6 protein-coding genes are annotated in these 4,226 nt (G+C 39.3%); 5 read left to right on the top strand and 1 reads right to left on the bottom strand.

Going from position 1 to position 4,226, the window contains the following annotated elements:
- Positions 1-199: 199 nt before the first annotated feature.
- The 5 genes from C200_RS12550 to C200_RS12525 all read left to right on the top strand — a co-directional run bounded on the left by C200_RS12550 (position 200) and on the right by C200_RS12525 (position 3,744).
- Complete coding sequence (locus tag C200_RS12550) at positions 200-457, top strand: AbrB/MazE/SpoVT family DNA-binding domain-containing protein (protein ID WP_016211873.1); 258 nt, start codon at positions 200-202, stop codon at positions 455-457.
- Positions 451-786 carry a type II toxin-antitoxin system PemK/MazF family toxin gene (locus C200_RS12545; RefSeq protein ID WP_016211871.1) on the top strand — a complete coding sequence of 112 codons (336 nt, stop codon included), beginning with the start codon at positions 451-453 and terminating at the stop codon, positions 784-786. The genes C200_RS12550 and C200_RS12545 overlap by 7 nt, the downstream gene beginning before the upstream one ends.
- A 565-nt stretch (positions 787-1,351) precedes the next feature.
- Positions 1,352-1,615, top strand: a complete 264-nt coding sequence (locus tag C200_RS12535) for an RNA recognition motif domain-containing protein (protein ID WP_032126138.1) — start codon at positions 1,352-1,354, stop codon at positions 1,613-1,615.
- Between the two features lie 554 nt (positions 1,616-2,169).
- Complete coding sequence (locus tag C200_RS12530; RefSeq protein ID WP_016211872.1) at positions 2,170-2,973, top strand: hypothetical protein; 804 nt, start codon at positions 2,170-2,172, stop codon at positions 2,971-2,973.
- A 120-nt stretch (positions 2,974-3,093) separates the two neighbouring features.
- The gene (locus C200_RS12525; protein ID WP_033923800.1) at positions 3,094-3,744 is read left to right on the top strand and encodes a hypothetical protein; all 651 of its coding nucleotides are present in this window, start codon (positions 3,094-3,096) and stop codon (positions 3,742-3,744) included.
- A gap of 91 nt (positions 3,745-3,835) precedes the next feature.
- Here C200_RS12525 and C200_RS15840 read toward each other — a convergent pair.
- The coding region (locus C200_RS15840; protein WP_033923799.1) for a hypothetical protein at positions 3,836-4,226 on the bottom strand (391 nt) is incomplete at its 5' end.

Below are 4,226 nucleotides of genomic sequence, written 5' to 3'. Positions count from 1 at the left end.
AGATCTAACAAGACTAATGTGAGTTAATAAGCGGTAAAGTGACGGGTGTTAGCACGGACATCCGAAAGTCGCGAGCTGTGCGAGCCTATTCTTGTTTTGAAGGAAACAAAAAGCTTTCACTCTGTCAAAGTATATACATGTAATAACATTACATGCTATAATTTATTAATATATGTAATAACTTTGCATAAGGTTAATTATGAGTAAGAATTTTAGTAACTTAGGGAATTCAAAAGCAGTAATTGTTCCTGCAACAATGCGAAAAAATCTAAGTTTTGGTGACAGTTACGAGCTTATAGAGCGGCCGGATGGCATTTTAATACGCCCTGCTAAACCTATTCGTGCAGGCTGGCTAGAAGCTGCGCAGACGTTGAAGGCTGAAGGGATGACCGAAGAAGAAAAAATGTGGGCGAATGACGGCAATAATAATGACCTTGAGGATGAATGGGAATGGTAGATAAACCTATCAATCGTTTTGAAGTATGGAGTATTCGCTTAAACCCAACAGAGGGAAGTGAGCAAAGAGGGGTCTCACGCCCTTGTGTTGTCATTTCTCCACAAGAGTTAATAGATAATTTAAGTATTGTTACTGTTTTACCTCTCACAAGTCAGTCACGTAAAACACCGTTTAGAATTTCTTGCACATTTAAAGGCCGAGAAGGTCTTGTTTTGTTAGAGCAAATTAGAACTGTGACTAAAGACCGTTTTCTCGGGAAAATGGGGCACATCGGTGATAAAGTTGCGATTGAAATTAGCGATACTCTGCAAGAGTTTTTTGCGTATTAGGACTGAGTGCTATGAATAAACAAGATATAGGCCCAATTGCTGCCGTATTCGCAACGGTGAAGTTCCTCGGAAAGTGTACACAAGACCAAGTGCTAGATCGTCTACGCTCTCAAAAAGTAGAGTACAGTAGTTTGCAACCAGTATTGCAAGAGTTGATTAGGAAGAGGAAAGTGGATTCTGATGGTTTGTATTACTGGGAAAGGTTGTAATTGATCAATATTTGTATAGCTCTAAAATTATTTATATTTTTTCTCCTAGGATCCCCCCTGGAATCCCGCACGACATCTAGAAAAACCATATAAAGCGACAAAAACATATTCATCTAAAACTGTGAATTCACTAAGACAGTCGGTGCCCTAAAACAGAGGCAAAATGCCGACGAAGGAGGCTATTGCTCAATGTAGTTATCACAAAACTATCTGATCATGACTGCTTATGTTAATATGTAGCATCTATGTTTGGTTTGATGAAATTCAAGCTTCAATATGGAGCTGGGCCTTAGAGTCCATTTATAGCCGGGTATGAACACGGCAACTTAAGAATGATTTAGTGAGACTGATTTTTTATGAAGAAATTATATGTAGGGAATTTGACATATTCTGTTGAAGACCGCGACCTAGTAGAGATGTTTTCAAAGTACGGTGAAGTGATTAGCGCAAGAGTGATTACTGATCGTGATACGGGTCGCTCAAAAGGATTTGCATTTGTTGAGTTTCAAACTCAGGAACAAGCGCAAGCAGCTCTTGAGCTTGATGGGAAAGACTCTGGTGGCCGTAACTTAAAAGTCAATATGGCTAAGCCACAAGAAAAAAGACAAAGTAGCTGGTAGACCAGTTGTTTTGCTGAGCCTCGTCTTGTGAGGCTCCACTTCTTCTCTAAAGTATAAAAACATTCTTTGACAAACTTTTTTTCCTAGACCTTTAACTCTTTTTTAAGTTTTCTTGACCGATCCAACAATTTTCACCGTTTATAAACGTTAGCTATTCCAGTGGTTTCTTAAGCCAATATATTAGCTTAAAAGTAACTTTTAGAGAAATTATTTTGGCTTCATATATGTAGCTAATGTTCTGAGCTGATTTAAGTGATTATCCACATGGTTATGTACTGAAACTGTGGGTTAGTTTGAGGGGAGTGGTGTTGATTGTTGATGTGAGGTTGTCAGAGTACTTCTAGGTAAATCAAGCAGCAGTGTCTGGAGCTAGGTTAAATTCGCTGTTTGAGACTGCCATATAGTGAGTATGGTCCTTGCGCTTTAAAAATCAAAAATAAGTTATTTAATAAAACATAGCCTTAAGTGCATCTAAAACAGTATATTTCTATGAATATTCCCTATTTTTATATGATAAGATGTTGCAGAAATAAAATTATAGGGAATCATAATAAATGGACAATCAAGCGCCGCATATTAGAGATGTTTTAAACTCGTTACAGCAAATCACAGGCCAGGCTTGGCGAGAGGTGGAAGACAAGGCGACGATGTGCTTGGCATTTAATACGGATTTAACCGATCATGCTGTTTTGCCGACCGAGCAAAGTATGTGGCCGGTAAGGACTCGATTTGTTGCACCTGTGGCACATAATCAAGAGGGCTGTCATAAAAGTTGGTGGTCTGTAACAAAGCACTTCTTTCATGTTGTAGAAAAAAATGGGGTATCTGCTGTACATTCTGTAAATGACTTTATAAGTAACCATCATGCCGAGATTCTTGTGGCTACAGGGATTATATTTGTCGCTGCTACTCCTTTTGGCTGGTTAGCTTTGGGTGTCAGTGAGGCTGTTGAAGGAACCGCGATTTTAACTGATGCTCTGGTATCTATTCGTAGCGCTGAGATTGGTGAAACTTTAGGGTCACAAAGTAGAAATATCTTTTATGGATTGAAGAAATATGCAGCTGGTAGTATCAAAATGGCAACAGTTGGTGCAGGGTTTACATCTACATTAGTTGGGAATTGGGAAAAAAATTCAGGAGAAAGTTTTTTCTTTCGTGCTGTTGATACAGCTCAAGGTACTGCGACCGATTTAGGTTTAGGTGGAACATTGAAAACGTTAGGGGTCGGAGCAAAAACTTTAGTTGTTACTCGATCATGGCAAGCGGCAAAAGCAGATATTATTGACTCTACAGCTAAGTTGACCAAGGTAAAAGGAATAATGGACTATTATGCGAAGACTCGAGGTGTTGGATTATGATAATTGTTTGGGGGGCGTTGAAGCTTATTTTTTTTACAGTAGTAATTCTTGGTTTCTATATTGTGATGTACAAATATGGGAAAGCGAAAATAAATAAAAGTAATAATCAGGATGATACAAATGTTTGAAATAGACTCTGATTGCAATTTACTCCAAGGCTTTAATTTTAACCGCAACAATCAAAACCGAATAATGCACGTTAAAAGCCTCACAATAGGTACTATAACGCTTAGCCCTGATTTTGAAGTCATAGACCCAACGACTGGCGATAAATCGTCTGTTGTGGGGGTGGGGAGTTATTTAGGTTGGCGACAGCAAAAAACTTCACCGTTGTTTATGCGTTTTTATTCGAGTCATACGAATACGGCTGACTTATCGAGCTATGTTAGTAATAGTATGGACAACACCAGCGTGAGCTTTGAGGTTGAGATGTTTGAATATGATCCCAATGCTAAACAATATTTCAAAGCATTTCACTGTGACGCACAGTCAATGAAAGGTGAAATACTGTGCGATAGTCGGGGTAAATTAGCTGGGTTTATTGAGAAAGAACCATCGAAGTTGGTGCAATCGCCATTAAATTACCAGATTAACTTTCGCTGCGAGCCATGGAGTGCTAAGCACGGGGTGAGTAGTCATTGGATGTGCAAAATACCTACCGAGGTAGCGACGCTTACGGGTTTTAGTCCGGCACCAGAAGAGCAGTTATTTATTACCCAAACGAGTAACACGATTAAAGTGTGTAATGCTTGGGGAGTTAAGAGCGCTTAGTCTTTGGCGGCAAACTCAAGTAGCAGTGATCTGGAGCTAGATTAAAATTGGCTACTTGAGATTGCCATATACTGAGTATGGTCCTTGCGTTTTAAAAATCAAAAGTAAGCTGTTTGACTTCAAACAAATCGGATTGGACTTGCTTTCGAGTATCAAGCTGATAATGGTAGTAGCCCTTTTCCCCCTTCCATGAACGTATATTATAGCCTTCCTTGCGGAGTTGACAGATAAAGGTAGGTAAACAATGGCCGAAACCCAACTTGTAAGCCTTGGGGCGTGTCAGTTCTTCGCCTGATTTGAGGAGTTCGAGGATTTTTGTGGGTGGTTGAGGGGCATAGTAAAGCTCTTTAGTATTCAATTTGAATCTACTGTAAAGAGCTAGATTAGTCAAAGTGAAAAACGTTAACTGTGCTGTATAACCTCCTATCCACAGAGTACTAAAGAGCCAAGTTACAAATGATGCTTCACCTGAATTTAGGAAA

Origin of the sequence: Piscirickettsia salmonis LF-89 = ATCC VR-1361 (assembly GCF_000297215.2) — a bacterium.
Classification (GTDB): domain Bacteria; phylum Pseudomonadota; class Gammaproteobacteria; order Piscirickettsiales; family Piscirickettsiaceae; genus Piscirickettsia; species Piscirickettsia salmonis.
The sequence above is the reverse complement of the archived record's forward strand: the minus strand, read 5'-3'. Positions and strand labels throughout refer to the sequence as shown.